At 73.1% G+C, this 24033-nt stretch carries 24 protein-coding genes and 1 riboswitch; of the genes, 10 read left to right on the top strand and 14 right to left on the bottom strand.

Features of this window, described 5'->3' with window-relative positions:
- Window positions 1–143 precede the first annotated feature (143 nt).
- The 3 genes from ACIPXM_RS05525 to ACIPXM_RS05515 all read left to right on the top strand — a co-directional run bounded on the left by ACIPXM_RS05525 (window position 144) and on the right by ACIPXM_RS05515 (window position 4393).
- On the top strand, window positions 144–683 hold the full coding sequence (locus tag ACIPXM_RS05525) for a GNAT family N-acetyltransferase (protein WP_401652179.1): 540 nt from the start codon (window positions 144–146) through the stop codon (window positions 681–683).
- A 39-nt stretch (window positions 684–722) separates the two neighbouring features.
- Window positions 723–863, top strand: a riboswitch (cobalamin riboswitch).
- 141 nt (window positions 864–1004) lie between these two features.
- Window positions 1005–3380, top strand: coding sequence for a ribonucleoside-diphosphate reductase subunit alpha (locus ACIPXM_RS05520; protein WP_401652176.1), 2376 nt, complete (start codon window positions 1005–1007; stop codon window positions 3378–3380).
- Window positions 3380–4393 carry a ribonucleotide-diphosphate reductase subunit beta gene (locus ACIPXM_RS05515; RefSeq protein WP_401652174.1) on the top strand — a complete coding sequence of 338 codons (1014 nt, stop codon included), beginning with the start codon at window positions 3380–3382 and terminating at the stop codon, window positions 4391–4393. Before ACIPXM_RS05520 ends, ACIPXM_RS05515 begins: the two co-directional genes overlap by 1 nt.
- A gap of 78 nt (window positions 4394–4471) precedes the next feature.
- Here ACIPXM_RS05515 and ACIPXM_RS05510 read toward each other — a convergent pair whose 3' ends face one another.
- Both ACIPXM_RS05510 and ACIPXM_RS05505 read right to left on the bottom strand, forming a co-directional pair.
- Window positions 4472–5290: a class I SAM-dependent methyltransferase gene (locus tag ACIPXM_RS05510; RefSeq protein WP_401652172.1), complete on the bottom strand. Its 819-nt coding sequence runs from the start codon at window positions 5288–5290 to the stop codon at window positions 4472–4474.
- On the bottom strand, window positions 5287–6339 hold the full coding sequence (locus tag ACIPXM_RS05505; RefSeq protein ID WP_401652170.1) for an XRE family transcriptional regulator: 1053 nt from the start codon (window positions 6337–6339) through the stop codon (window positions 5287–5289). The genes ACIPXM_RS05510 and ACIPXM_RS05505 overlap by 4 nt, the downstream gene beginning before the upstream one ends.
- 447 nt (window positions 6340–6786) lie before the next feature.
- On the opposite strand from ACIPXM_RS05505, the gene ACIPXM_RS05500 reads away from it, so the two are divergent.
- On the top strand, window positions 6787–7902 hold the full coding sequence (locus ACIPXM_RS05500; protein ID WP_401652168.1) for a hypothetical protein: 1116 nt from the start codon (window positions 6787–6789) through the stop codon (window positions 7900–7902).
- Window positions 7899–8258 (top strand): ASCH domain-containing protein, encoded by a 360-nt coding sequence (locus ACIPXM_RS05495; RefSeq protein WP_401652166.1) that lies wholly within the window; start codon window positions 7899–7901, stop codon window positions 8256–8258. The genes ACIPXM_RS05500 and ACIPXM_RS05495 overlap by 4 nt, the downstream gene beginning before the upstream one ends.
- Before the next feature lie 47 nt (window positions 8259–8305).
- Here the strand turns inward: ACIPXM_RS05495 and def are convergent, their stop codons facing one another.
- From def to ACIPXM_RS05455, 8 genes are all read right to left on the bottom strand, one after another.
- Window positions 8306–8956 (bottom strand): peptide deformylase, encoded by a 651-nt coding sequence (gene def, locus ACIPXM_RS05490; protein ID WP_401652164.1) that lies wholly within the window; start codon window positions 8954–8956, stop codon window positions 8306–8308.
- Window positions 8957–9026: 70 nt separating this feature from the next.
- Entirely contained in the window at window positions 9027–10007 is a 981-nt protein-coding gene (locus ACIPXM_RS05485) for a tetratricopeptide repeat protein (protein ID WP_401652162.1), read from the bottom strand.
- A 79-nt stretch (window positions 10008–10086) separates the two neighbouring features.
- Window positions 10087–11370: an HD-GYP domain-containing protein gene (locus ACIPXM_RS05480; RefSeq protein ID WP_401652518.1), complete on the bottom strand. Its 1284-nt coding sequence runs from the start codon at window positions 11368–11370 to the stop codon at window positions 10087–10089.
- 83 nt (window positions 11371–11453) lie between these two features.
- Window positions 11454–13016: an HD-GYP domain-containing protein gene (locus ACIPXM_RS05475; RefSeq protein ID WP_401652516.1), complete on the bottom strand. Its 1563-nt coding sequence runs from the start codon at window positions 13014–13016 to the stop codon at window positions 11454–11456.
- A 188-nt stretch (window positions 13017–13204) separates the two neighbouring features.
- A complete protein-coding gene (rsrA, locus tag ACIPXM_RS05470) occupies window positions 13205–13525 on the bottom strand; it encodes a mycothiol system anti-sigma-R factor (protein WP_401652161.1) in 321 nt (106 codons plus the stop codon).
- Window positions 13522–14178: a sigma-70 family RNA polymerase sigma factor gene (locus tag ACIPXM_RS05465; protein WP_401652159.1), complete on the bottom strand. Its 657-nt coding sequence runs from the start codon at window positions 14176–14178 to the stop codon at window positions 13522–13524. Before ACIPXM_RS05465 ends, rsrA begins: the two co-directional genes overlap by 4 nt.
- 367 nt (window positions 14179–14545) lie before the next feature.
- Window positions 14546–15199 carry an alpha/beta family hydrolase gene (locus ACIPXM_RS05460; RefSeq protein ID WP_401652514.1) on the bottom strand — a complete coding sequence of 218 codons (654 nt, stop codon included), beginning with the start codon at window positions 15197–15199 and terminating at the stop codon, window positions 14546–14548.
- Between the two features lie 154 nt (window positions 15200–15353).
- Window positions 15354–16169, bottom strand: a complete 816-nt coding sequence (locus ACIPXM_RS05455) for an SOS response-associated peptidase (protein ID WP_401652157.1) — start codon at window positions 16167–16169, stop codon at window positions 15354–15356.
- A gap of 62 nt (window positions 16170–16231) precedes the next feature.
- On the opposite strand from ACIPXM_RS05455, the gene ACIPXM_RS05450 reads away from it, so the two are divergent.
- The 4 genes from ACIPXM_RS05450 to ACIPXM_RS05435 all read left to right on the top strand — a co-directional run bounded on the left by ACIPXM_RS05450 (window position 16232) and on the right by ACIPXM_RS05435 (window position 20014).
- A complete protein-coding gene (locus ACIPXM_RS05450) occupies window positions 16232–16927 on the top strand; it encodes a M50 family metallopeptidase (RefSeq protein ID WP_401652155.1) in 696 nt (231 codons plus the stop codon).
- A 225-nt stretch (window positions 16928–17152) separates the two neighbouring features.
- The gene (gene aroA, locus ACIPXM_RS05445) at window positions 17153–18505 is read left to right on the top strand and encodes a 3-phosphoshikimate 1-carboxyvinyltransferase (RefSeq protein ID WP_401652153.1); all 1353 of its coding nucleotides are present in this window, start codon (window positions 17153–17155) and stop codon (window positions 18503–18505) included.
- A 3-nt stretch (window positions 18506–18508) separates the two neighbouring features.
- The gene (gene rsgA / locus ACIPXM_RS05440) at window positions 18509–19519 is read left to right on the top strand and encodes a ribosome small subunit-dependent GTPase A (protein WP_401652151.1); all 1011 of its coding nucleotides are present in this window, start codon (window positions 18509–18511) and stop codon (window positions 19517–19519) included.
- Between the two features lie 171 nt (window positions 19520–19690).
- Complete coding sequence (locus ACIPXM_RS05435) at window positions 19691–20014, top strand: DMT family transporter (protein ID WP_401652149.1); 324 nt, start codon at window positions 19691–19693, stop codon at window positions 20012–20014.
- Here the strand turns inward: ACIPXM_RS05435 and ACIPXM_RS05430 are convergent.
- Window positions 19906–20586, bottom strand: a complete 681-nt coding sequence (locus tag ACIPXM_RS05430; protein ID WP_401652147.1) for a TetR/AcrR family transcriptional regulator — start codon at window positions 20584–20586, stop codon at window positions 19906–19908. The two genes, ACIPXM_RS05435 and ACIPXM_RS05430, sit on opposite strands and share 109 nt — an antisense overlap.
- A gap of 106 nt (window positions 20587–20692) precedes the next feature.
- Here ACIPXM_RS05430 and hisN point away from each other — a divergent pair, with 106 nt between their 5' ends.
- A complete protein-coding gene (hisN, locus tag ACIPXM_RS05425) occupies window positions 20693–21487 on the top strand; it encodes a histidinol-phosphatase (protein ID WP_401652145.1) in 795 nt (264 codons plus the stop codon).
- A 22-nt stretch (window positions 21488–21509) separates the two neighbouring features.
- Here hisN and ACIPXM_RS05420 read toward each other — a convergent pair whose 3' ends face one another.
- The 3 genes from ACIPXM_RS05420 to ACIPXM_RS05410 form a co-directional block, all read right to left on the bottom strand.
- Complete coding sequence (locus ACIPXM_RS05420; protein ID WP_401652144.1) at window positions 21510–22064, bottom strand: RICIN domain-containing protein; 555 nt, start codon at window positions 22062–22064, stop codon at window positions 21510–21512.
- 89 nt (window positions 22065–22153) lie between these two features.
- Window positions 22154–23026 carry a peptidoglycan-binding protein gene (locus ACIPXM_RS05415; protein ID WP_401652142.1) on the bottom strand — a complete coding sequence of 291 codons (873 nt, stop codon included), beginning with the start codon at window positions 23024–23026 and terminating at the stop codon, window positions 22154–22156.
- A gap of 5 nt (window positions 23027–23031) precedes the next feature.
- Complete coding sequence (locus tag ACIPXM_RS05410) at window positions 23032–23940, bottom strand: CAP domain-containing protein (protein WP_401652140.1); 909 nt, start codon at window positions 23938–23940, stop codon at window positions 23032–23034.
- Window positions 23941–24033: the final 93 nt, after the last annotated feature.

Below are 24033 nucleotides of genomic sequence, written 5' to 3'. Positions count from 1 at the left end.
CCAGGGGCCCGGCGGCCTTGTGCTGCGGGCGTACGGACCGCCGTGGACGTACGGACCGCCGTGGACGTACGGAGTGTTGCGGGCGTGCGAAGTCCGGCGGGAGCCGGGCGCGCGGTGCGGCGCGGGCGCGGCAGACTGCGGGCATGGACTTCACGATCAGAGCGGTACGGCCGGAGGAGTACGACACCCTCGGTGAGCTCACCGTCCGGGCCTATGTCGACGACGGGCACCTGGCCGCGGACGACGGCTATCTGGTCCACCTGCGCGACGTGGCCGCCCGGGCCGAGGTGGCCGAGGTGCTGGTGGCGGTGGAAGAAGGGGCGGTGTCCGAGGAGGACGAGAACGGGGCCGGGGCCGGGACCGTCCTGGGCGGCGTGACCTTCGTCGCGGCCCCCGGTCTGCTCGGCGAGCGGGCCCGGGCGGGCGAGGCCGAGATCCGGATGCTGGCGGTCGGGCACGCGGCCCGCGGCAGGGGCGCGGGCGAGGCGCTGGTGCGGGCCTGTGTGGAGCGCGCGCGGGCCGTCCCGGGGTGTTCCGCGATCGTCCTTTCCACCCAGCCGGGGATGCGCGGCGCGCACCGGATCTACGAGCGGCTCGGCTTCCGGCGCACGCCGGAGCGGGACTGGTCGCCGGTACCCGAGCGGCCTTCCTTCGTGCTGATGTGCTACGCCCTGGAGTTGTAGCGGGACTCGCGACACACAACATGTGGGGGGTGCCGCGATGGGCGCCCCCCACATGTATGCTCGTCCTCGCTGTCGTCGCAGGGGAATCCGGTGGAAATCCGGAACTGTCCCGCAACGGTGCACTTCGTGCGCTTTCGCACGGAGAGAGTCCGAAGACCTGCCGACAGCGCGCCCGGTCCTTCCGTTCCGGGTGCCACAGACGTCCGGGCCTCGCGGAGTGGGCCGGTGGACGCGGCGCAGCCCTGCCGGTTTCCGGTGGTGGCCGCCCGCCCTCCACCGCCCTTCCTCCTGGCCCCGAGCCGAGCGAGGGAGAGCCCCCACGTGACCATCGCGCCCGCCGATCCGGCCGCAGCGATCGAGAACGACGGACCCGGGACCGCGCTGCTGCGCACCCTGACCGATCTCACCGCCGATCTCCCGGACACCGACCCCGGCCGGGTCGCCGCCGCCGCCCTGCGCGGCCGCCACGCCGGCTCGGACGCGGCGGAGCTGCGCGAGCTGGCCACCGAGGCGGCCGCCGGTCTGATCGCCGAGGACCCGGCCTACTCCCGGCTCGCCGCCCGGCTGCTCACCCGCACCATCGCCGACGAGGCGGCGGGCCAGGGCGCGGTCTGCTTCTCCGCCTCCGTCGCCGTCGGTCACCGCGAGGGCCTGATCGCCGACCGCACCGCCGACTTCGTGGCGCTGCACGCCGACCGGCTGGACGCGACGATCGACCCGGCGGGCGACGACCGCTTCGGCTACTTCGGTCTGCGCACCCTCTACTCGCGCTACCTGCTGCGCCACCCGATCACCCGCAAGGTCATCGAGACCCCGCAGCACTTCATGCTCCGGGTCGCCGCGGGTCTCGCCGAGGACGACTCGGCGCGCGCCCTCGACGAGGTGTCGGCGCTGTACGGGCTGATGAGCCGGCTGGACTACCTGCCGTCCTCCCCCACCCTGTTCAACTCGGGCACCCGCCACCCGCAGATGTCCTCCTGCTACCTCCTGGACTCCCCGCAGGACGAGCTGGACTCGATCTACGACCGCTACCACCAGGTGGCCCGGCTCTCCAAGCACGCGGGCGGCATCGGCCTCGCCTACTCCCGCATCCGCGCCCGCGGTTCGCTGATCCGCGGCACCAACGGGCACTCCAACGGCATCGTGCCGTTCCTGAAGACCCTGGACGCCTCGGTCGCCGCCGTGAACCAGGGCGGCCGCCGCAAGGGCGCCGCCGCGGTCTACCTGGAGACCTGGCACGCGGACATCGAGGAGTTCCTGGAGCTCCGCGACAACACCGGCGAGGACGCCCGCCGCACCCACAACCTGAACCTGGCGCACTGGATCCCGGACGAGTTCATGCGCCGGGTGAACGCGGACGCCGACTGGTCGCTGTTCTCCCCGTCGGACGTGCCCGAGCTGGTCGACCTGTACGGCGCCGAGTTCGACGCCGCGTACGTCAAGGCCGAGGCGGCGGGCCTGGCCCGCAAGACCATGCCGGCCCGTGACCTGTACGGCCGGATGATGCGTACCCTCGCCCAGACCGGCAACGGCTGGATGACGTTCAAGGACGCCTCCAACCGGACCGCGAACCAGACCGCCGAGCCCGGCTCGGTCGTGCACTCCTCGAACCTGTGCACCGAGATCATCGAGGTCACGGACGACGGCGAGACGGCCGTCTGCAACCTCGGCTCGGTCAACCTCGGCGCCTTCGTGCTGGCCGGCACCGGCGAGCTCGACTGGGAGCGGCTGGACGAGACCGTCCGTACCGCCGTCACCTTCCTCGACCGGGTCGTCGACATCAACTTCTACCCGACCGAGCAGGCCGGGCGCTCCAACTCCCGCTGGCGGCCGGTGGGTCTGGGCGCGATGGGCCTCCAGGACGTCTTCTTCCAGCTGAAGCTGCCGTTCGACTCGCCCGAGGCGCAGGCGCTGTCCACCCGGATCGCCGAGCGGATCATGCTGGCGGCGTACGAGGCGTCCGCCGACCTCGCCGAGCGCTCCGGCCCGCTGCCCGCCTGGGACAAGACCCGCACCGCGCGCGGCGTGCTGCACCCCGACCACTACGACGTGGCGCTGAACTGGCCGGAGCGCTGGGCCGCGCTGCGCGAGCGGATCGCCGCCGTCGGCATGCGCAACAGCCTGCTGCTCGCCATCGCGCCGACCGCGACGATCGCCTCGATCGCGGGCGTGTACGAGTGCATCGAGCCGCAGGTCTCCAACCTGTTCAAGCGCGAGACGCTGTCCGGTGAGTTCCTCCAGGTCAACTCGTACCTGGTGGCGGAGCTCAAGCGGCTCGGCGTGTGGGACGCGCAGACCCGGGAGGCGCTGCGCGACGCCAACGGCTCGGTCGCGGGCTTCGGCTGGGTGCCGGCCGAGGTGCGCGAGCTGTACCGGACGGCGTGGGAGATCCCGCAGCGCGGTCTGATCGACATGGCGGCGGCCCGTACCCCGTTCCTCGACCAGTCGCAGTCCCTGAACCTGTTCATGGAGACGCCGACCATCGGCAAGCTGTCGTCGATGTACGCGTACGCCTGGAAGCAGGGTCTGAAGACGACGTACTACCTGCGCTCCCGTCCGGCGACCCGGATCGCCCGCGCCGCCCAGGCGTCGGCCGTCGCCGCCCCCGCCCCCATCCCCGTACAGCAGGCAGCGTCCGACGCCGACGCGCTCGCCTGCTCCCTTGAGAACCCCGAGTCCTGCGAGGCATGCCAGTAATGAGCTCCACCGACAAGAACCTCCTGGACCCGGGCTTCGAGCTCACGCTCCGCCCGATGCGCTACCCGGACTTCTACGAGCGCTACCGGGACGCGATCAAGAACACCTGGACCGTGGAGGAGGTCGACCTCCACTCGGACGTGGCCGACCTCGCCAAGCTGACTCCGGGCGAGCAGCACATGATCGGGCGGCTCGTCGCGTTCTTCGCGACCGGCGACTCGATCGTGGCGAACAACCTGGTGCTCACCCTCTACAAGCACATCAACTCCCCGGAGGCGCGCCTGTACCTGTCGCGCCAGTTGTTCGAGGAGGCCGTGCACGTCCAGTTCTATCTGACGCTGCTCGACACCTACCTGCCGGACCCGGCGGACCGCGCGGCGGCGTTCGACGCGGTGGAGAACATCCCGTCGATCCGCGAGAAGGCGCAGTTCTGCTTCAAGTGGATGGACTCGGTCGAGAAGATCGACCGGCTGGAGACGGCCGCCGACCGGCGCCGCTTCCTGCTGAACCTGATCTGCTTCGCCGCGTGCATCGAGGGCCTGTTCTTCTACGGGGCGTTCGCCTACGTGTACTGGTTCCGCAGCCGCGGCCTGCTGCACGGCCTGGCCACCGGCACCAACTGGGTGTTCCGTGACGAGACCATGCACATGAACTTCGCGTTCGAGGTCGTGGACACGGTCCGCAAGGAGGAGCCGGAGCTCTTCGACGCGCAGCTCCAGGAGCAGGTCACGGACATGCTGAAGGAGGCCGTCGAGGCGGAGCTCCAGTTCGGCCGCGACCTGTGCGGCGACGGCCTGCCGGGCATGAACACCGAGTCGATGCGCGAGTACCTCCAGTGCGTCGCCGACCAGCGCCTGGTCCGCCTGGGCTTCCCGCCGGTCTTCGGCTCGGCGAACCCGTTCGCGTTCATGGAGCTCCAGGGCGTCCAGGAACTGACCAACTTCTTCGAGCGCCGCCCGTCCGCCTACCAGGTGGCGGTCGAGGGCTCGGTGGACCTGGACGAGGAGTTCTAGGACCCATCGCCCGGCACGACCTGGGTACGTGTAGGGGCCCCGCACCGATGACGGTGCGGGGCCCCTACACGTACCCGGTCAGCTCCGGCAGACGAGGAGACCTCCGAGGCACGTGATCTCGTACGCGCCATTGCGGGCGATGTCCTCGGCGACGATGGCCCGGGCGCGGTCGATGGTCGCGTCGAAGGGCACGTCGTGCTGGTCGGCCCAGGCTCGATACGAGGCCATGTGGGCGATGACGGGCGCCGGGTCGCGGACGGTGATGGTCCCTGGCAGCTCGACGGCCTCGACGCGGCTGAACTCCTCGCCGAGGAAGGCCGGGGCCTTCTCCAGGGAGAAGCGGGCACTGAGCGAGATCCGGGCGGGGCCTCGGTCGATGCCGAGGACGTCTCCGGCGGCCCGTTGCCAGAGGTCGTCCAGTTCGGTCTTGTCGCGGTCGCTGTTGGTGGAGGCGACCACCAGCCCGCCAGAGGCGACGACCCTCGCCAGCTCCTTCACCGCCCGGGGGATGTCGGGTACGTGGTAGAGCATGTGGAGCGCGAGGGCGGCGTCGACGCTGCCTGTCGCCAGCGGCAGCCGGGTGGCGTCCGCCACGGCGACCGGCCCGGGGAGACCGGCGAGGATGCCGGGAGCGATGTCGAGGCCGAGCAGGGACAGGTCCGGGCGGTCCTGGCGGAGCCGCTGGATGAACTTGCCGTTGCCGCAGCCGATGTCGACGACCCGGCCACGTACGTCGCTCAGCCGCTCGGCGACGAGACCGGGAAGGTCGTACCGGGGTGTCTGCCACTGGTAGAGGGACTGCCGGGCGGCCAGGTCTCGGTCCCCGTTGTAGGCGCTGCCCGCCAGGCGGGCCCGGTCGGTGACGGCGGCGTCATGGGCGGCGGACAGGTCGGTCACGTCGGCAACTCCGGTGGGTGGGCGGCGGGCAGGGACACACGGACGGCCGTGTGCTGGAGTCGTTCGCGCAGGTGCGCTGCCTGGGCGGCTCCACCGTACTGCTGCCCTTCCAGCTCCCGCCCGAGAACGGTGAGCCGGCGCACGATACTGGCCGACATGCGCTCGGGCGAGGACTGGAGCACGAAGCCGAGCATCTCCTCCGTGCCCTCCAGGTCGCCCAGGAGCAGGTGCCCGCTGGCGAGATCGAGGTGCGCGGCGAACAGGTCACCGACCGACTGGTCGTCTCCGTCCGCGCTGCGGTAGAGGCGGATCGCCGTCTCCGCGCTGACGATGGCCCGCTGAACGTGCTCCTGCCCGCCCACGGCCAAGAGGGTCGTTCCGGCGTACGCGAACTGCTTGGCCGCGGGGAAGTCGAAGACTCCCAGCACCTCGTCCCGGCCCGAGATCGCCTCGCGCGATCGTTCGGCATCCGACAGGGCGGCGAGCGCGCCTGCCGAGTCGCCGACCATCGCCAACGCCCGCGCCTCCAGACTCGCCAGCCGTGCGCCGATGCTGCCGCTGACCCTGTGCCGCCGACCGGCCTGCGCCAGCCGGGCCGCATGCTCGTACCGCCCGGTCCAGTACGCGATCAACGACTCCACGGCCCGTACCCAGGCCAGCATCCCCTCGTGCCCGGCCGCCTCGGCACAGGCGCGTGCGGTGCGGGCGTGGGTGGCGGCGGAGTCGTAGGCGCCGAGGTCAAGGCAGACGTGCGCGGACAGGCCGCAGAGGCGAGAAGCGGAAAGGTAGAGGTCAGCGGTCTGCCGAGGGTGCTGGCGCCCGCGCAGCAGGTCGAAGATCCCGTCCCGTAACCGCCTGATCTCGACGTACTGCTCCATCAGCGGGTGGCTGACGTACATACGGGCGAGCCGGCCGACGTCTGCCTCCAGCTGCTCCACGACGAACTCGTCGGCGTTCCGCTGCGCGATGAAGCGGGCGAAGTCCGCCGAACGCACCGCGTCCTCCGAGAGTGGGCCGCCACGGGCGTGGGCGTCTTCGGGCGGCAGCACCGACGGCACGGTCTCGACCTCGGCGGCACCGGCCCCGTCCCGCTGCCCCTTGCTGATGGCAACGGCTTGGTCGAGTACGGCGACATCGACGCCGAAGACCTGCGCCAGGTACTTCCTGGTATAGGGAACGGGAACTCGCGCTTCGCGCTCGTACCGCCCGATCTCCTTGCCGGTCTTCGCGGAGCGCCCCTCCAGGGCGTTGTACTCGTCGGCAACCTCTGCTGGCTCCAGCCGCGCGCGGTACGCAGCCGGACGAGCAAGGCGCCGATCCCGGTGTCACCCATGCCGTCCCCCAGGAACACGTGACCACTGGCCCCCATAGTGGCCCCCGTCTTGGCCCACACGCTGGCTCCCGACCCAAATGAGTTAAATCGCTTTGCTGTTGACCATGGCAAGCAGACTCACGCCGCCTTCAACCGCGTCACCGAACCCAAGGGGGGCCATCTCGTGACCACGCACCCCGTCTCGCCGAACACGGTTCTCGCCAACGCCCTCCACCGTGCCGAGGACGTCCTGACCCCGCGCATCCTCGCCAGCCCGCCCGAGCGGATCGTGCTGGTCGTCGGCACCCAGATCAACGGCGCCCCGCACATCGGCACCTCGCTCGTGCAGTCCCTGGCCTTCGCCATGGCCGCCCGACTGCGCGACCGCTTCGAGCTCCCCGCCGAGGTGCTCTTCAGCGCCCTCGACAACGCCCCGTACGAGCTGACCACCGACCCGGTCAGCGGCCACCGCTACCAGCGCGCCTACGCCCAAGCCCTCGGCGAGCACACCCTGAACGACCTCGTCACCGCCCTCTACCAGCCCCTCTTCACAGCTCTCTCCAGGCGCCTGGGCATCCCGCACCGCATCGAGACGTACACCCAGCAGCAGGCCGGCGAGCACTACCGCCGCACCTGGCTCCGGCTCCTCCCCCGCATCGACGCCGCCCGCTGGTGGCTCGCCCCCTCCACCGGCACCCCGCACCTCCGTGTCCCCTGCCCGCGCCCTGCCTGCGGCTGGGCCGAGAAGCACGCCGAACGCACACAGGTCCATCTCACCGGGCCCGAGTCAGCGACGGTCTCCGCAACCTGCCTCCACCACGGCCCGTACGAGGCCACCGTCACCCCCGCTACCGGCGGCTACCTCGACCTGGCCACCCTGTACCGCAACCTGGTCAAGGAACTCGCCCTGACCAGCCCCAACGGCACCCTGCACGTCATGGTCAAGGGGGGCGACTGGGTCTTCGGTTCCCACCTCGTCGACGAGGCCCTCCATGCCTTGGGCCTCACCCGAGCCCAGCTACCGGCCCGCCTGTTCTGCCCCCAGGTCGTCACCGACACGGGCGCCAAGCTGTCGAAATCCCTCGTACGAGAAGGCCGAGCCCCCTTGCCCGAGGGCGCCGCCCCCTGGATGCTCGACACCCGGCAGTGGCCCGGTACCGCCACCGATTACGCCGACCGGCTCCTCGTCCTGAGCGAGGTCCTGCTCTCCGACCCCCGCCACTTCTTCCGCTCGTACTCGGCCGCCGAGATCGGCCGCCTGATCACCGCGCCCTCCCCCAGGAGTGATCGTCCCCGATGACCGACCGCACCACCCGCGTCCGCGAACTCCACCTCTACCGCCAGTACTTCGACCTCGTCGCCGCGGGCACCAAGACCATCGAGGTGCGGGTCAAGTACCCACACCTCGCCGACCTCACCGCCGGCGACACCATCCGCTTCCGCATCAAGGACACCGACGAGACCTGCGACGTCGAAGTCCTCCGCATCACCGAGTACCCCGACTTCGAAGCCCTCCTCGACGGCGAAGGCCCGTCCCACGTCAACCCGACCGCCACCCGCGACCAGCAACTCGCCAACATCCGCACCATCTACGGCCCCGAGAAGGAAGCCCTCGGAGCCCTCGCCATCGAGATCGAAAAGGCCCCGCACCGATGACGGTGCGGGGCCCCTTCGTACGGCTCCATGGCCGCTGCGCGCGGGCGTCAGTCGTTCGCGACGACCGGGTAGCGCGGGGTGCCCTCCGCCATCTGCCGGAGGGCGTCCTTGCGGTCGCGCTTCGAGAGGCGGTCGATGTAGAGGTAGCCGTACAGGTGGTCCGTCTCGTGCTGGAGGCAGCGGGCGAAGTAGCCGGTGCCGCGGACCTTGATCGGGTTGCCCTTCTCGTCCTGGCCGGTGAGCTCGGCGTAGTCCGGGCGGGCCAGCTCCGCGTAGGCGGTGGGCACCGAGAGGCAGCCCTCGTTGGACTCGTCCAGGACCCGGCTCTCGGCCGGGAGCTCCTGGAGGACCGGGTTGCAGACGACGCCGACGTGCCGGACGCCGTCGTCGTCCATGCAGTCGTAGACGAAGACCTTCAGGTCCACGCCGATCTGGTTGGCGGCCAGGCCCACGCCCTGCGCGGTGCGCTGGCTGGCGAACATGTCGTCGACCAGCGTGGCCAGCTCGTCGCCGAACTCGGTGACGTCCTTGCACTCCTTGTGCAGGACGGGGTTGCCGACGACGGTGATCGGGCGGGAGGTGCCGCGCTCGCGGAACGCGGTCTCGCGCTCCTCGGTCTCCGCCGTGTCGATGACGAAGCCCTCGTCGTCCACGGGGAGCACGCCGCCCCGGCCCTGCTCGGTGTCCTGCTGCGCCATGTCCGCCGTACGCCTTCCTCAAAACCGTGGTGTCACCGTGTGGTGTCGGCGTACAGCCTACGGGCAGCCGTCAGCAGACTTCTTCCAGATCACGCCATTCCCGGCTGTCCGGGGAGTCCGCCACCCAGCCGTCGAGCAGCCCGCGCACCAGGCCCGCCGGGGCCGCGATGCCGCACTCGCGCTCCGGCACCCACAGCTCACCGGGCGAGCGGTGCCCCAGCGGGCCCGGGTGCCCCGGCTCGCTGTGGTCGTGCGGGTCCAGGTGCTCGCCCTCGCCCTCGGCGCTCGGCATGGTCGACTCGGAGCAGGCCCGGCAGAGCAGCCGAACGGAGGACGACCAGTCCTCGGCGGCGAAGCCCGCGTCGGCCGCGAGCTGCTCCAGGGCGTCCCGGTCGGCCTCGGTGGCCGCCTCCAGGAGCACCACCCAGGTCGGCACCGGCGACGGCGCCCACAGCTCGATCTCGTCGAACACCGGGTAGGCGGGGCCCGCGCTGGTGGTGCGCTCGCCGTGCGGAACGCCGTCGTGCAGCACGACCTCGCCCCAGCGGCGGCCCGACGACGGCAGCGGGATGGACAGCACCTCGATCCGGGCCGGGTCGAGCCTGCGGCCCCAGACCACCTCGGCCTCGCCCTCCGGCGACAGCCGTACGGCGGCGCTGCCCAGCTCCATCCCGGCCGGCTCGCAGGTGCCCGACGCGGCGCCCGGCACCTTCAGGCCGTACGCCTGCCAGGCCCGCCGGGCCAGCGGCCAGTCCTGCAGCGCGGTCGCGGCGATGCCGACGTTCCACCAGTCGGGGGCGCCGGTCTCCTTGTCGAGCAGCGCCACGGCCCGCAGTCCCGCCGCCCTGGCCTGCTCCCAGTCGTGCCGGAACTTGTGCAGCAGGGCCAGGTTGAACCAGGACTCCGACAGCCAGGGCTCCAGATCAGCCGCACGCGTCAGAAGTGCGCCCGCGTCCTCGTACCGGCCGTCGCCGATCAGCGTGAACGCGCGGTCGGTGGCCTGCCGCCACGAGGCGGAGGGCCGATGCCGTACCTTCCCGAAGATCCTCACGATTCCCGCCTGCCGGTCGCTTCACCCTCTTGTTCGCATCCAACCATGCCCGGTCGGACGCGCGCTCATTACCCATGGGTTACCCCGGCGGGACGGGGGCGACGCCCCTGGTGACGGCGGTGGCCGCACCGCCCCGCGCCAGCACCCTGGCCAGCGATTCGACCACGTCGGGGTGGTGGTCGCGGGCAGTGCCGAGCCGCAGCCGCTCCAGGGCGCCGAGCCCGCCGCCCGCGCTGCCGGCCGCCAGTTCCTCGTACGCGTTCACGGTCCGCACGATCCGGGCGGGCAGCGGCTGCTCCCGGTACGGGTCTGCCTGCCGCTCGACGATCCGGGCGACGGCCTCCGGGACCCCGGTCTGCCGCACCACGGCGGCGCCGAGCTGCGCGATCCGCCGCTGCCGCACCTCGGGCAGGGCCGCGGTGGCGCCGCCGTCGACCGGGTCGACCAGCGACAGCTGGCCGATGTCGTGCATGAGCGCCGCGTACTCCAGGACGGTCAGCTCCTGCCCGGACAGGCCCAACTCGCGGCCGACCGCGCGGCTGAGCGCGGCGACCCGGCGGGCGTGCCCGGCCGGGGTGCAGCCCGCGATCTCGGTGGCGCGGGCCAGCGAGGCGATGGTCTGCCGGCTGGTGGTGCGCACGGCCGCGTACCGGCGGAACGACACCTGGGCGAGCAGCAGGGGTACGGCGAACACGGGCAGCGCCCACAGGCCCGCGACGGCCACCCCGAGGGCCATCACGGTGCCGGTGGCGCAGACGGCGGAGCCGATGCCGGGCAGCGCCCGCAGCTCGTCGCGGAGCAGCGGCCCGTAGGGGTGGCCGGTGCGGGCCCGGTGCAGCAGGGCGCCGAGGACGGCGTCGCAGAGCGCGGTGAGGACGAGCAGCAGGAGCAGGAAGAGGGCGTACGAGGGGCCCCGGCCGAGCCGGTCGGTGAGGGCGCCGGTGTTGTAGAGGGGCTGGAAGCAGAGCGCGGCGAAGCCGACGGTGAGGATCCGCCGGGCCAGGTGGTCCGGGTCGGGGCCGCGGCCCCGGGCGATGTGCGGCACGGTGCCGGCGAGACCGGCGGCGAAGGCGACGGCGACGGTCTGGAGCACGCCGTGAGTGGTGGGCGATCCGGCGCTCTGGCCGAGCAGGGCGTACGCGAGGGCGCCCGCGGCGGCGAGCGGAGCGGGTTCCCGGCCGCGCGGTTCGTCGAGCAGCGGCGGCTCCCCGTCGGCCCGGGCACGGGACCTGGCCAGTTCGCCGAAGGCGATGAGGACGCCGAAGGCGAGGGCGTTGCCGGGGTCCTCGACGCCGTGCCAGAGGGTGCTGCCGAGGCCGGTGAGGGTGAGCAGCAGCGCCGAGCCGTGCACCAGGCCGAGCACGGCCCGGGCGCCCGGGGTGCCGGGGAGCCGGAGGCCGCGGCAGGGCTGTCGGGGAGGGGTGCGGCGGGTCTGTCGGCGGGCGGTCACGCGGGCCCTTTCAGCGGGGCCGCCGGGGCGGGCTCGGCCCTGGGGACGGACTCGGCCATCGGGGCGGGCTCGGCCATCGGGGCGGGGGCCGGTTCGGGGCGGCGGGGGCGGTCGTCGTCCCGGTCCCGGCCTTGGTCCCGGCCCTGGTCCCGGCCCTGGCCCTGGCCCTGGCCCCGGGGTACCGGCACGGCGGGTTCGTCGGCGGTGACCTCGGTCTGCCAACCGTGTCGGCGCAGCGCCCGGACCAGCGCGCCGACCATCTCGGGGTCGAACTGGGTGCCCGCGCACCGCTCCAGCTCGGCGACGGCGACGGCGACCGGCCGGGCCCTGCTGTAGGAGCGGGTGGAGGTCATGGCGTCGAAGGCGTCGGCGACGGCGACCACGCGCGCGTACTCCGGGATCTGGTGCCCCTTGAGGCCGTACGGGTAGCCGGAGCCGTCCATCCGCTCGTGGTGGTGGAGGATCGCGGTGCGGGCCTCGCCGAGGAAGCCGATGCCGCGGACCATCTCGTGCCCGTACTCGGGGTGCAGCTCGATGATCCGGCGCTCCTCGGGGGTGAGCGGGCCGTCCTTGCGCAGCACCCGGGTGGGCACCCCGAGCTTGCCGACGTCGTGCAGGATCCCGGCGAACCTGACGACCTCCAGGCGGGGTTCGGCCATGCCGAGCTCGCGGGCGATCAGGACGGAGGCGCGGCCGACGCGTTCGCTGTGGCCCCGGGTGTAGCGGTCCTTGATGTCGACGGCCTGCACCAGGGCGCGGATGGTGGCCTGGTGGGCGGCGCGCTCGCGGTGGTACTGGGCGAAGCCCCAGCAGGAGATGTACATGGGGAGCAGCACGAACAGCGCGGCGACCGGTCCGTAGCTGCTGCGCCAGAGGACGGCCATCATGAGTCCGGCGAGGCCGTGCACCGCGTGCGGGGCGAGCGCCCGGCCGAGCAGTCCACGCCAGGCGGCGCGGGCCTGGACTCCTTCGGCGGTGGCCCGGATGCCGCCGTCGAGGGCGGTGAGCACCAGGCAGAAGGTGAGTGCGGCGGCCCCGGCGGGCAGCAGCACATAGGGGAAGTCGGGGGTGTCGAGGCCGAGGCCGAGGGCGTCGTGGCAGCGCAGTTCGCGGGCGACGAGGGCGGCGGCGCCGACGGCGAGGGCGAGTTGGGCGGCCCGCCAGACCCGGCGGAGCAGCGCGGGCGGCCGGTCGACGCGGGTGAGCACGGCGCCGGGCAGCGCGGTGAGCGCGGCGGCGGCGGGCGGCAGCAGCAGCGCGGCGGCGAGCAGGACGGGGAAGAAGGAGCCGGTGCCGAGCGGTGCGGGTCCCGGGCCGGGGCCGGTGCCCGCGCCGCCGGTGGGCGCGCCGCCGAGTGCCGGGCCCACGACCCGGCAGCGGGCGGGCAGTTCGCACAGCGGGTAGAGGGCGGCGAGCAGCAGCACGGTCCGCCAGGGGGTGTCGGCGCCGGGGCGCAGCGCGGGCAGCGTGGCGGTGGCCGCGGCGAGCCCGGCGCAGCCGACGTACACCCGCGCGGCGCGCGGGACGGTCGTCGCCCGCGGTCTGACCTTCACGCCCATCACGCCCGTCACGCTAGCGAGTTGAGGGGCCGGTGAGGGCGTGGCGGGGCCGATTCGCACCATCGGGTGATACAAGCCGATGGGCACACCGGGTACGGTGACGGGCCGGACCCCCTGGGGGCCCGGCCCGTCTCACGTACGCCTGACCATAGGTCCCGCTCGTACCACCGCTACGGCTGCGGCTGCGGTCACTGCTCCTGCGGCGCGGTCGCGTCGGCGGTGGTGACCGTGATGTCCTGCTCGGGCACGGTGTGGCCGGTGCGGATCAGGTCGATCCGTCCCATCACCTTGGCGCGCAGGTCGATCGGCACGTCGTCACTGCCGCAGCACCGCTTGACGAGCTTCTTCACGGCCTGCTCGAGCCCGTACTTCTCCAGGCACGGGGAGCATTCCTCGAAGTGGACCTCGAACTTGGTGCAGTCGTTGTCCGGCATCTCCCGGTCGAGGAACTCGTAGAGATGGTCGAGGATCTCCGTGCAGTCCGTCTCGTGCGGCTCTCCGCAGCTCATGAGCCCGAGCCTTTCAGATCGTGCGACGACTCTCCGGCGCCCGCGGGAACCAGCCCGCGCTCGCGAGCGTAGTCCTCGAGCATGCCGCGCAGCTGGCGGCGGCCCCGGTGCAGTCGGGACATCACCGTACCGATGGGAGTACCCATGATGTCCGCGATCTCCTTGTACGCAAAGCCCTCTACATCGGCGAGATACACCGCGATGCGGAACTCCTCGGGGATCGCCTGGAGCGCTTCCTTCACGTCCGAGTCCGGCAGGTGGTCGAGGGCCTGCGACTCGGCCGAGCGCAGTCCGGTCGACATGTGCGACTCGGCGCGGGCCAGCTGCCAGTCCTCGATCTCCTCGGCGGCGGACCGCTGGGGCTCGCGCTGCTTCTTCCGGTACGAGTTGATGAAGGTGTTCGTGAGGATCCGGTACAGCCACGCCTTGAGGTTGGTGCCCTCACGGAACTGGTGGAAGGATCCGTACGCCTTCGCGTAGGTCTCCTGCACCAGGTCCTCCGCGTCCGCGGGGTTGCGCGTCATGCGCAGCGCGGCCGAGTACATCTGGTCGAGGTAGCCGAGGGCGTCCCGCTCGAAGCGCGCGTTGCGCTCCACGGTCGTCTCCTCGGGGCCGTCGTCGGTCCCTGTGTCGGTCCCAGTGACCGGACCCACCTCCTCCAGCGCTGCGGCGAATCCGAACGCGGATCCACTCGCTTCGGAGGATAGACGAGGAACCGCTCCGCCCGCCGCCCGAACAGGGGCGACCCGCGCCGAGGGCAGCACGGTCCAGTCGAGGTCCGCGGCCCGCGGGCGCTCATGGCAGATGGCAGAACCCATGCGACGAACTCCCTCTTCCCTTGCTCCGTGCTTTCCGGCGCCCTTCCGGCGCCGCTGTCCCTCACAACAGCGGTGCCCCGCTCGTCATTCCCGGCCCCGCGGCGGGTTCCGCGGCGGGCTCCGTGACGGCTTGCGCGGCGGGTCGCGCGGGCGGTCTCGCCGTGGATCCGGCGGCCGATCCGGCGGCGGATCCGGCGGGGCGTCAGCGGCCGGTGCGGGGCAGTGACGAGGCCCACTCGGCGACGGCGTCGACGATCACCGCGAGGGCCTCGTCCTGGCCGATCGGGGCGCGCTTGGGCACGGCGAAGCCGTGGTCGGCGTACGGCACCTCGACGAGGGTGTGCGGGCCCGCCGGGAACTCGTCCGGCTTCCCGAAGGGGTCGTTGCCGCCCTGCACCACGAGGGTGGGCAGCCCGGCGGCCCCGGCGGACAGCAGCTCGTCGGCCCGGGAGCGCTCCGGCCGGCCCGGCGGGTGCAGCGGGAAGCTCAGCGCCAGCACGGCGCTCGCGCCGAGTCCGGCGGCGGTGCGGCAGGCGACCCGGGCCCCGGCGCTGCGGCCCGCGGCGATCACCGGCAGGCCGGGCGCGGCGAGCGCGGGCCACAGACCGCGCCAGCCGGTGTCGAGGGTCTTGGGGGCCGGGGCGACCTTCTTCCCGGCGACCCGCCAGGGCTGCTCGACCAGCGCGACGGTGACCCCGTGCGCGGGCAGCGCGGCGGCCAGCGCCTGGAGGTCGCGGGCCTCGATGCCGCCGCCGGCGCCGTGGCTCACGGCGAGCACGGCCCACGGCTCGGGTGCGGCGACCCAGCTGATCCGGGCGTCCCCGGCGTCGGTCGGAACGTTCTCGATCTTCGTCAGGTCGGTGCGGCCGGAGCGGTCCGTGGGGTCCGTGGGGTCCGTGGGGTCGGTGGGGTTCGTCTGGTCCTTGGTCACGGCCCCATCCTGCCGGGCCGGGACCGGCGCCCGGTGAAGGCGCCGGGCTTCGGAACAGCGGGGTTCGGAACAGCGGGGCTCAGAACAGCGTGCCGACCTCGGGCCCGGTGAGCTCGGTGAGCAGCTCGGGCCCGTTGTTGCGGACGTTGCTGACCATGGTCGGCACCGCGAACGCCCGCATCAGGCCCTCCGGCGGCGGTACGAGGAGTCCGCGCAGTTCGTCGGGGTCGGTGCGGGCCGGGTCGAGCCAGGCGTCCCAGCGGTCCGGGGTGAGCATCAACGGCATCCGGGGGTGGATCTCGGCGAGCGTGCCCGGGCCCTCGGCGGGGGCGACGCCGAGCGGTCCGGTCTCCGCCTCGGTGGTCAGTACGGAGCAGGTCGCCCACCATGCCTGCGGATGGTCGTCGGGCAGCGTGCGGTCCCGCCAGAACTCGTAGATCCCGGCCATCGAGAAGACCGAGCCGTCGGCGGGGGTCACGAAGTACGGCTGCTTGCGCGGCCGCTTCTTCTTGCCCTCGACCTCCAGGTCGCGCTCGTCGGCGCCGGTCACCCACTCGTAATAACCGTCGGCGGGCAGGATGCAGCGGCGGGCGGCGAAGGCGCGCCGGTAGGCGGGCTTCTCGTGGACGGTCTCCGCGCGGGCGTTGATCATCCGGGCGGCGCCCTCCGGGCTCTTCGCCCAGGACGGCACGAGGCCCCACTTCAGGACCCGCATCTGGCGAACCGGCCGACGGGATTCCGCGTCTTTGAGAGGACGCTCCAGGATCGCGTGGACCTCTTTGGTCGGGGCCACGTTCCAGTCGGGGGCCAGCGCCTCCGTCGGTTCCCACTTCTCGACCTCGAAGACGTCCACCAGGTCCTCGGGGCGTCTGCTCGCCGCATACCGTCCGCACATGAGTGCCACACTGCCACGGTCCCGTCCCCTTTCGAGGAGCCAGTCCAGGAAATGAGCCGTCGATGAGCCTCGATCCCGGCCTGCTCGGCACCCAGACCGCGCCCGCGGAGTGGATCGTGATCGCCACCGCGGTCGCCGCCCTCGCCGCGGTGCTGCCCCGCCCGATATGGCGGCTGTCCCGCAACGCCGTCACCATCGCCCACGAGGGCGGCCACGGCCTGGTGGCGCTGCTGACCGGCCGCAGACTGCAGTCGATCCGGCTGCACTCCGACACCAGCGGCCTCACCGTCTCGCGCGGCCGCCCCACCGGTCTCGGCATGATCCTCACCGCCGCCGCCGGGTACACCGCCGCCCCGCTGCTCGGCCTCGGCGGCGCCGCGCTGCTCGCGAGCGGCCGGATCACGCTGCTGCTCTGGCTGGCCACCGCGCTGCTGCTGGCTCTCCTGGTGATGGTCCGCAACGCGTACGGGATCTTCACGGTCCTGGTCACCGGCGGTCTGTTCCTGCTGGTGTCCTGGCTGACCGGCCCGGCCGTGCAGGCGGTGTTCGCGTACGGGGTGGTGTGGTTCCTGCTGCTCGGCGGGGTCAGGCCCGCGTTCGAGCTGCAGGCGAAGCGGCGGCACGGCGGTGCCGGTGACTCCGACGCCGACCAGCTGGCCCGGCTCACGCATGTGCCGCCGACGCTGTGGCTGCTGTTCTTCCACGCGGTCTCGATCTGCTCGCTGATCGGCGGCGGACGCTGGCTGCTCGGCGTGTAGCGGCCGGTTCACCGGGGCCGCTCGGCGTGTAGGCCGTGTCTTTGGGGTCAGGCCGGGTCAGTGAGCGGGGTCCGGTGCGTGCGATCGCAAGGCGGAGGAGGGAGTCAACGCGGAGCGTTGGCGAGTGACGACAACGCGGCGAGCGTGCGTGCCGGACGTCGCGAGCCCGGCCTGACCCCAAAGGCACGGCCCACCGGCCTGCTCACGCCCCCGTAAAGTGAGGGCATGACCGAAAGCTCCGCGTCCACCGATCCGCTCTCCGGCCCGCTCGCCGACCCGCTCACCGGGCTCTGGCCCGCCCCGTACGCGCGGGGTGCCGTCGACGCCACCGTCGCGGTGCCCGGATCGAAGTCGGTCACCAACCGGGCCCTGGTGCTCGCCGCGCTGGCCGCCGAGCCGGGCTGGGTGCGCCGTCCGCTGCGGTCGCGCGACACCGTGCTGATGGCGGACGCGCTGCGCGCGCTCGGCGTGAAGATCGACGAGGGTGTGGGCGCGGACGGTTCCGGCGAGGCGTGGCGGGTCGTTCCGGCCGGGCTGCGCGGTCCGGCCGCCGTGGACGTCGGCAACGCGGGCACGGTCATGCGTTTCCTGCCGCCGGTCGCGGCGCTCGCCGACGGTCCGGTCCGCTTCGACGGCGACCCGCGTTCGCACGAGCGCCCGCTGCACGGGGTGATCGACGCGCTGCGCGCGCTCGGCGCCCGGATCGACGACGACGGGCGCGGCGCGCTGCCGCTGACCGTGCACGGCGCCGGTGGCCTGGAGGGCGGGGTGGTCGAGATCGACGCCTCGTCCTCGTCGCAGTTCGTCAGCGCGCTGCTGCTGTCGGGTGCCCGGTTCAACCAGGGTGTGGAGGTGCGGCACGTCGGCGACCGGCTGCCGTCGCTGCCGCACATCCGGATGACGGTGGAGATGCTGCGCGCGGTGGGCGCCCAGGTCGACGAGCCGGAGCACGGCGGCCGCCCGGACGTGTGGCGGGTCGCCCCGTCGGCGCTGCTCGGCCGTGACCTGGTGGTGGAGCCCGATCTGTCGAACGCGCAGCCGTTCCTGGCCGCCGCCCTGGTGACCGGTGGCCGGGTGACCGTGCCGGACTGGCCGGCCAGGACCACCCAGCCCGGTGACGCGCTGCGGGAGATCTTCACCGGCATGGGTGGCGCCTGCGAGCTGACCGACGCGGGTCTGACGTTCACCGGCACCGGCCGGATCCACGGCATCGACGTGGACCTGGGCGAGGTCGGCGAGCTGACCCCCGGCATCGCGGCGGTCGCCGCGCTCGCCGACTCCCCGTCGACGCTGCGCGGGGTGGCCCATCTGCGGCTGCACGAGACGGACCGGCTGGCGGCGCTGACCAAGGAGATCAACGGTCTCGGCGGTGACGTCACGGAGACCGCGGACGGTCTGCACATCCGGCCCCGGCCGCTGCGCGGCGGCGTCTTCCACACGTACCACGACCACCGGATGGCGACCGCGGGCGCGATCATCGGCCTGGCGGTGCCGGGGGTGGAGATCGAGAACGTGGCGACGACGGAGAAGACCTTGCCCGACTTCCCGAGGATGTGGACCGAAATGCTCGGAGTCTGAGCCATGCGGCGTTACGGGAAGCACACCGACGAGGACGACATCCGCCAGCGGCCCAACCGCAAGGGCAACCGGCCCCGTACCAACATCCGTCCCAAGCACGAGGACGCCGTCGAGGGCATGGTCCTCACCGTCGACCGGGGCCGCCTCACCTGTCTGGTCGAGGACCGGATCATCGTCGCGATGAAGGCCCGTGAGCTGGGCCGCAAGGCCGCGGTGGTCGGCGACCGGGTGTCCCTGGTGGGCGATCTGTCCGGTGAGCGGGACACCCTGGCGCGGATCGTGCGGATCAGCGAGCGCTCCTCGGTGCTGCGCCGCACGGCCGACGACGACGACCCGTTCGAGCGGGTGGTGGTGGCCAACGCCGACCAGCTGGCGATCGTGACGGCGCTGGCCGACCCGGAGCCGCGGCCCCGGCTGATCGACCGCTGTCTGGTGGCGGCGTACGACGGCGGGCTCACCCCGTTCCTGGTGCTGACCAAGTCGGACCTGGCGCCGCCGTCGGAACTCCTGGAGCTGTACGGCGACCTCGACATCCCCTATGTCGTGGTGAACCGGGACGAGCTGTACGACGGCGGCGCGGCGGACCGGGTGCGCGAGCACCTGGGCGACCGGGTGACGGCGTTCGTCGGGCACTCGGGCGTCGGCAAGACGACGCTGGTGAACGCGCTGGTGCCGGAGGAGCGGCGACGCCTCACCGGTCATGTGAACGCGGTGACGGGGCGCGGCCGGCACACCACCACCTCGGCGCTCGCGCTGCCGCTGGACAAGGCGGACGGCTGGGTGATCGACACCCCGGGCGTGCGGTCCTTCGGTCTGGCGCACATCGATCCGTCCCGGGTCATCCACGCCTTCCCCGACCTGGCGGCGGGCACCGAGAACTGCCCGCGCGCGTGCAGCCACGACGAGCCGGACTGCGGTCTCGACGCGTGGGTGGCCGAGGGGCACGCGGACCAGGCCCGGCTGTACTCGCTGCGGCGGCTGCTCGCGACCCGCGAGCGGCGCGAGGGCGACTGATCCGGGCGGCTGAGCCGGGCCGCCGCCTTTCCGGCGTCCTGCCGCCGCCTTCAAGGGGCGGTCGCGACGCGTCACCCGAATCGCGCACGTTTGCGGGCACTCGCTCTTGGTAAGTGCATAATCGCACCAAGTGAGACGAAGCAGTCACCGACGGCGTGGGAGGCACTGACGATGGCGTGGCTGCTGGTGGTGGTCGCCGGGCTCCTGGAGACCGGTTTCGCGGTGTGTCTGAAGCTGTCGCACGGCTTCACCCGGCTGTGGCCGACGGTCGCGTTCGCGGCGTTCGCGCTGGGCAGCTTCGGTCTGCTGACCCTGGCGCTGCGCAAGCTGGACATCGGTCCGGCGTACGCGGTGTGGACCGGGATCGGCGCGGCGGGCACCGCGATCTACGGGATGATCTTCCTGGGTGACGTGGTGTCCACGCTCAAGATCGTCTCGATCAGTCTGGTGATCGTCGGGGTCATCGGCCTGCAGCTGTCCGGCTCCGCCCACTGACCCGGCGCGGGACGGTGGCGCGGGACGCCCGCCGGGGCGGCCGGGGCCGCCGTCACGACGTACGACAGGGCGAGCCGCAGGGCCAGTTCGCAGGCGTCCGGCGCGGCCCCGTGCTCCGCGAGCGCGGCGGCCCGGTCCGTGGCCTGGGCGAGCAGCTCGGCGGGGGTCGGCACCCCGGCGTCGGCCCGCCGCTGTTCCGGTACGACCGGGGCGCGGCCGCCACGGCGCGCGGCGCGCGGGGCGGGCAGCCGGTCGTCCCAGGTGCCGGTGAGCAGCGCCCGGGTGAGCGGCCGGGCGGCAGCGGCGGCGACGGTCCACTCGGCGGCGGCGGCCAGCCGGTGGGCGGGCGGTCCCGGCCGGGCGAGGGCGGCCTCGACGCCCCGCAGATAGTGGTCGGCCTCGCGCCGCACCAGGGCCCTGGCGAGCCCTTCCTTGCTGCCGAACTCGTTGTAGAGGGTCTGCCGGGACACCCGCGCGCGGGCGGCCACGTCGACCATCCGGACGGCGGACCAGGGCAGCGTGTCGAGGGCCGTACGGGCGGTGTCGAGCAGGGTCTCGCGGGCAGTCGGCACGGGCGCCTCCCAGCCGGATCGGTTCTGCGCTCAGCGTTGACGGACGGCCACGCACTGTCAAGGGCCGCCACCGGCCGACGCTTCTTCGGGGGATAGAGTTTCGACCATGGCCGACTACCACGATGATCTGCGTCTCGCCCACGTCCTCGCGGATGCCGCGGACGCGGCCACGATGGACCGGTTCCAGGCGCTCGACCTGAAGGTCGAGACGAAGCCCGACATGACTCCGGTCAGCGAGGCCGACAAGGCCGCCGAGGAGCTGATCCGCGGTCAGCTGAAGCGCGCCAGGCCGCGGGACGCGGTGCTCGGCGAGGAGTACGGCGTCGAGGGCACGGGCCCGCGCCGCTGGGTGATCGACCCGATCGACGGCACCAAGAACTATGTGCGCGGGGTCCCGGTGTGGGCGACCCTGATCGCGCTGATGGAGGCCGGGGAGACCGGCTTCCAGCCGGTCGTCGGCGTGGTGTCGGCGCCCGCGCTCGGCCGCCGCTGGTGGGCGGCGAAGGGCCTCGGCGCGTACACCGGCCGCAGCCTGGCCTCGGCGAGCCGGATCGGTGTCTCCAAGGTGAGCCGCCTGGAGGACGCCTCGTTCGCGTACTCCAGCCTGAGCGGCTGGGAGGAGCGCGGGCAGCTCGACGGTTTCCTCGACCTCACGCGCGCGTGCTGGCGGACCCGGGCGTACGGCGACTTCTGGCCGTACATGATGGTCGCCGAGGGCTCGGTGGACCTGTGCGCGGAGCCGGAGCTGTCGCTGTGGGACATGGCGGCCGTGGCCGTCGTCGTGCAGGAGGCGGGCGGCACGTACACCGGCCTGGACGGCCGCCACGGCCCGCACAGCGGGAACGCGGCGGCCTCCAACGGGCTGCTGCACGGGGAGCTGCTCAGCTACCTGGGCGGCTGAGCCGCCCAGGGACCGGCGGCCGTCAGCCGAGCTGCCACCACTGGCCGGCGTCGTTGCCGTCGCAGGTGGCCATGGAGTTGAGGTAGCCGACGCCGTTGCTCTTCAGGCACTTGCCGGTGACCGTGTTCTGGGCCATCCGCCAGCCGTTGCCGCCGTCGAGCAGCCGCCACTTCTGGGCCGGGTTCACCCCGCCCCAGGGGCTGTTGAGGCCGTCCCGGGACGCCGAGCCCAGCTGCGGTATCGCCAGGTCGTTGGTGCCACCGGCCTCCAGGACCTTGTCGTAGCCGTGGCTGATGGCGCTGGTGCCGTCGCAGTAGCTCCAGACCGTCCAGGTCTGCGCGGGCGAGCCGTTGGGCGTCCAGGTGCCGACCCGCTGGCCGACGGACTCGTTGTTGTTCGGCAGGTCGAGCGCGCCGCCGCGGTAGGTCGTCACCTCGACGTGGGTGGTGATCGGCGGCGGCAGTTCGCCGCATCCGGCGCTCTGCGCGGCCTGCGCCGCCGGGGCGGTCGCCAGGGCCGCCCCCGCGACGGTCACGGCGGCGCCGAACGCGGCGGCGAGGGTACGGAGGGTGGTCATGGTGCGGGTCCTCTCGGTTCGTTGGGTTCGATCGCTACGGGTGGTGCGAGTGGTGCGAGTGGTGCGAGTCGTACGCGTGAGGTGTGCGCTCACCCGGTGACCTGGAAGCCGTGCGCCTTGCCGAGGCGCTCCAGGGTGGTGCGGCCCGGCATGCCGTCGGCGTCCGCGCCGCCGAAGCCGCAGCGCCGCTGCCAGGCGGCGTACGCGCTCACCGTCTTGGTGCCGAAGGAGCCGTCCGCCCACCCCGCGGGCAGCAGCCCCTCGGCGGCGAGCGCCTTCTCCACCGGGAGCACGTCGGCGCGGTGCGCCGCCGCCCCCTGCGCGGCGGCCGGGTCACGGCGGGCCGCGTCCAGCACCCGGGCCAGGCTGACCACGGACCGCGGTCCTGGCCGCTGCCCGCCCGGGGCCGGGGCGGGCGCCGTGCCGCCCGCGGCGGCGAACAGCGCGCCCGGGTCGATCGCCCCCGGGTCCCAGTGGTCGTTGCCCGGCACATGGGCGTGCCCGAAGTGGCCGCCCTTGCCCCGCCAGTCGGTACGGGACCGCTCACGGCCCGCCCACACGTCGGGCACGCCCCAGGATCGGGCGGCCGCCATGATGGCCCGCAGGTTGGGGCCGGGGCTCCAGTAGCCGGTGAACGGCTTCGAGGCGCGGGCGAGCACCTCGATCTGCACACAGACCCGGCCGGTGCGGTTGGTGCGGGTCTCGCCGTCGTTGCGCAGCGCCCGGGCGCTGCGGTCGAGCGGCCCGAACTGGCCGAGCCGGTCGGTGGTGGGGTCGTACAGGAGGTGCGGTTCGCTGCCCTGCCGGATCAGGTACGCGCCGACGGCGTCGAAGGCCGCGTTGCCCGCGCCGCTCTCGGTGGTGTGCCAGACCACCCGGGGCGGCAGCGCGGGGGTGTCCATGGCGCCGCCGATCGCCCCGTCACCGAGGCGGACGGCGCCGGGGATCCAGACCGTTCCCATCGGGCTCAGCTCCCGAAGGTCTGGACGTAGCGGCCCCAGTTGCCGCGCTGGCGGGGCGCGTAGCCGACGCCGAGGTTGCGGTAGGTGCCGTTGAGGATGTTGGTGCGGTGGCCGGGGCTGTTCATCCACATCCCCATGGCCTCGGGGACGCTGTTGGACGGGGTGACGTTCTCGGCCTGGGCGGTGTTGCCCGGGTATCCGGCCTCCCGGATGCGGCGGCCGAAGTCGGAGCCGTCGGTGCCGTTGTGCTGGGTGAGGTCGTTGCGGGCCAGGTCGTTGGCGTGGCGCTGCGCGGCGGCCGAGAGCCGGTCGTCGAGCCGCAGGTCGGGGACCCCGGCCCGGCGCCGCTCCTGGTTGACCATGGCGAGCATCTCGCCGAGGAAGCCGCCCTGCCCGGGCTGCGGCTGGGGCTGGGGCTGGGGCTGCGGCCTGCCGCCGCCCTGCTGGCCGCCGCCGGCCTGGCCCGCCGGGACCAGCTGCCAGAGCTGCCCCTGGTTGGCGGGGTCGCGCCGCCACACGCCGAGCGCCGCGCCCTGCGCGTCGGCGGTGAGGTAGGCGGCGCCCTCGTCGGGGCGGGCGCTGCGCAGCAGGACCCGGTCGTTGCCCGCGTCCTCCAGGTGCCAGCGCTGGTTGTTGCCGCCGTGCTCGCGGACCAGGTGGGTGGTGAAGTTGGAGAAGTTGTAGTCCATCACCATCGCCTGACCGGGGGCGTGGGTGTGGTGGGTGAGCCGGGTCTCCAGGAGCCAGGAGCCGTTCTCCTTGGCCCAGAACACCCAGCCCTGGGCGCCGGAGCCGTTGGGCGCCCAGGCCTGGATCCGGTTGCCTTCGGTGGCCTGGCTCGCGTTGACGTCGGCGGCGCGGCCGTTCGCGGCGACGAGCGCCCAGACCTGCCCGTCCTGCGGCTGAGTCGTCATGTCGTGATGTCTCCTGTCGTGTCGCCACCGGCGCCGGTACCTGGACCGGGGCCGGTGTACGTACCGGTGCCGGTGCACGTACCGGTGTCCGTG

Source organism: Streptomyces sp. NPDC090025 (genome assembly GCF_044748125.1).
Lineage (GTDB): Bacteria > Actinomycetota > Actinomycetes > Streptomycetales > Streptomycetaceae > Streptomyces.
Note: the sequence above shows the minus strand (reverse complement) of the source record. Positions and strands in the feature narration are given on the sequence as shown.

Excerpts from the sequence above, each read along its gene's own strand:
- hisN (WP_401652145.1), top strand. The coding sequence starts at position 20,693 with ATGGCCGACTACCACGATGATCTGCGTCTCGCCCACGTCCTCGCGGAT.
- ACIPXM_RS05415 (WP_401652142.1), bottom strand. The coding sequence starts at position 23,026 with ATGGGAACGGTCTGGATCCCCGGCGCCGTCCGCCTCGGTGACGGGGCG.
- ACIPXM_RS05450 (WP_401652155.1), top strand. The coding sequence starts at position 16,232 with ATGAGCCTCGATCCCGGCCTGCTCGGCACCCAGACCGCGCCCGCGGAG.
- ACIPXM_RS05495 (WP_401652166.1), top strand. The coding sequence starts at position 7,899 with ATGACCGACCGCACCACCCGCGTCCGCGAACTCCACCTCTACCGCCAG.
- ACIPXM_RS05410 (WP_401652140.1), bottom strand. The coding sequence starts at position 23,940 with ATGACGACTCAGCCGCAGGACGGGCAGGTCTGGGCGCTCGTCGCCGCG.
- ACIPXM_RS05475 (WP_401652516.1), bottom strand. The coding sequence starts at position 13,016 with ATGGGCGTGAAGGTCAGACCGCGGGCGACGACCGTCCCGCGCGCCGCG.
- ACIPXM_RS05420 (WP_401652144.1), bottom strand. The coding sequence starts at position 22,064 with ATGACCACCCTCCGTACCCTCGCCGCCGCGTTCGGCGCCGCCGTGACC.
- ACIPXM_RS05455 (WP_401652157.1), bottom strand. The coding sequence starts at position 16,169 with ATGTGCGGACGGTATGCGGCGAGCAGACGCCCCGAGGACCTGGTGGAC.
- ACIPXM_RS05525 (WP_401652179.1), top strand. The coding sequence starts at position 144 with ATGGACTTCACGATCAGAGCGGTACGGCCGGAGGAGTACGACACCCTC.
- ACIPXM_RS05515 (WP_401652174.1), top strand. The coding sequence starts at position 3,380 with ATGAGCTCCACCGACAAGAACCTCCTGGACCCGGGCTTCGAGCTCACG.
- rsgA (WP_401652151.1), top strand. The coding sequence starts at position 18,509 with ATGCGGCGTTACGGGAAGCACACCGACGAGGACGACATCCGCCAGCGG.
- def (WP_401652164.1), bottom strand. The coding sequence starts at position 8,956 with ATGGCGCAGCAGGACACCGAGCAGGGCCGGGGCGGCGTGCTCCCCGTG.
- rsrA (WP_401652161.1), bottom strand. The coding sequence starts at position 13,525 with ATGAGCTGCGGAGAGCCGCACGAGACGGACTGCACGGAGATCCTCGAC.
- ACIPXM_RS05435 (WP_401652149.1), top strand. The coding sequence starts at position 19,691 with ATGGCGTGGCTGCTGGTGGTGGTCGCCGGGCTCCTGGAGACCGGTTTC.
- aroA (WP_401652153.1), top strand. The coding sequence starts at position 17,153 with ATGACCGAAAGCTCCGCGTCCACCGATCCGCTCTCCGGCCCGCTCGCC.